This is a genomic window from Anaerovibrio sp. (assembly GCF_045637405.1).
Lineage (GTDB): Bacteria > Bacillota > Negativicutes > Selenomonadales > Selenomonadaceae > Anaerovibrio.
Genome location: NZ_JAZTZI010000130.1, coordinates 1 through 1,237, shown reverse-complemented (window position 1 = coordinate 1,237; position 1,237 = coordinate 1). Strand labels below are relative to the sequence as shown.

At 45.3% G+C, this 1,237-nt stretch carries 2 protein-coding genes; both read right to left on the bottom strand.

Going from position 1 to position 1,237, the window contains the following annotated elements:
• Window positions 1–1,023 (bottom strand): SGNH/GDSL hydrolase family protein (locus tag ACKI5G_RS09190; RefSeq protein WP_407399705.1); only part of this gene is annotated, 1,023 nt, incomplete at its 3' end.
• A 32-nt stretch (window positions 1,024–1,055) separates the two neighbouring features.
• The coding region (locus ACKI5G_RS09185) for a hypothetical protein (RefSeq protein WP_407399703.1) at window positions 1,056–1,237 on the bottom strand (182 nt) is incomplete at its 5' end.

Sequence of the window (1,237 nt, the reverse complement as noted above, 5' to 3'; positions counted from 1 at the left end):
GATTACGGTTTCAGCTGATATGGTAGGGGCCCTTAGGGAATTTGATCCGGTGAGAATTATAAGATTGGTCGGCTTGATAGGTAGTACATCCCGGTCAAATCTTTCCAAAGAAGTGGTGGAGGTATCACCGCTTCGGCCAATGTTTATAGCCGGAAAATCTAAATATGTGGTATAACTGTATTCCATACTGGATGGGGAGAAGGACACCGCGCCGCCACCATGGGTGATACTATCACCAAATACAGCCACAAACGGTCTGGTGGTGATGGCTTCTACCTCAAAGCTGTCCGTATCGGAATATACACCAATGGTTTCGCCTTTGTCGTTAATTGCCCGTACACGCCAATAGTACTTACCGGCGTAGTAGCGAGGGTACTCGTCATAGCAGCTAAAGGCACCAGTCACAACTTTTGACCAAGCTTTATGGGGTGTCGGTTGGGTGTTATTTTCTTCCACCGGCGGCTGGGCCATCAGCTCAACCTCATATTTATCCGCCCCAAACATAGGAATCCAATGGTAAACCGGATAAACCGGCTGTTTAAATTCTGGCATTACATCATAATTATTAAGTAATGGTTTATTAGGAATGGCTTTGTTTTTATCTATAACAATTGGCTCGGCGGTGGAAAATACTCCGATAGGTTCTTTACGAAGATTAAGGGCCCGTACACGCCAATATAGCTGCGGCACATTGGCATATGGCCGTAGGTCAAATTGTATGCCATTGGTAAAAACCAGCTGGGTAGAGGTTAAGTGATTTACCTTGGATAAAGTGGCGGTATTTTCCTGGTCTGGTGGTCCGGAAAGTATTTCCAGCTCGTAAAGAACTCCGTCAGGAACACTGTGCCAAACCAGATAAGGAATCACACTGGCTGGGTTATCAGCGGTGTACTTATAAATGGGAATTGGCCGTACCGGATTGGTATAGTTAGGATTGGCCAGCATGATTTCATCTGAGGATACCTTACCAAACATACCATAGGCGGTTACTTTATAGTATGTTGGAATAGCCGTAGTTGGCACATCATAGGTATCGGAAAAAGTATATTCTGATTTTATATAATGGTAGTCTTCGCTGCCAGGAACCTTGCCTGTGGTTTTGGGTTGAATGACCCGCCAAATTCAGCGGGTCGTATTGGTTTACGGACTCTGTCCATGCTCAAAGTAGGCTCCTGCCCGGTTATGGCTATAGACAGTTTGTTATTGTCCCGCAGCTGGTGAAGCTTATCTTTTATTT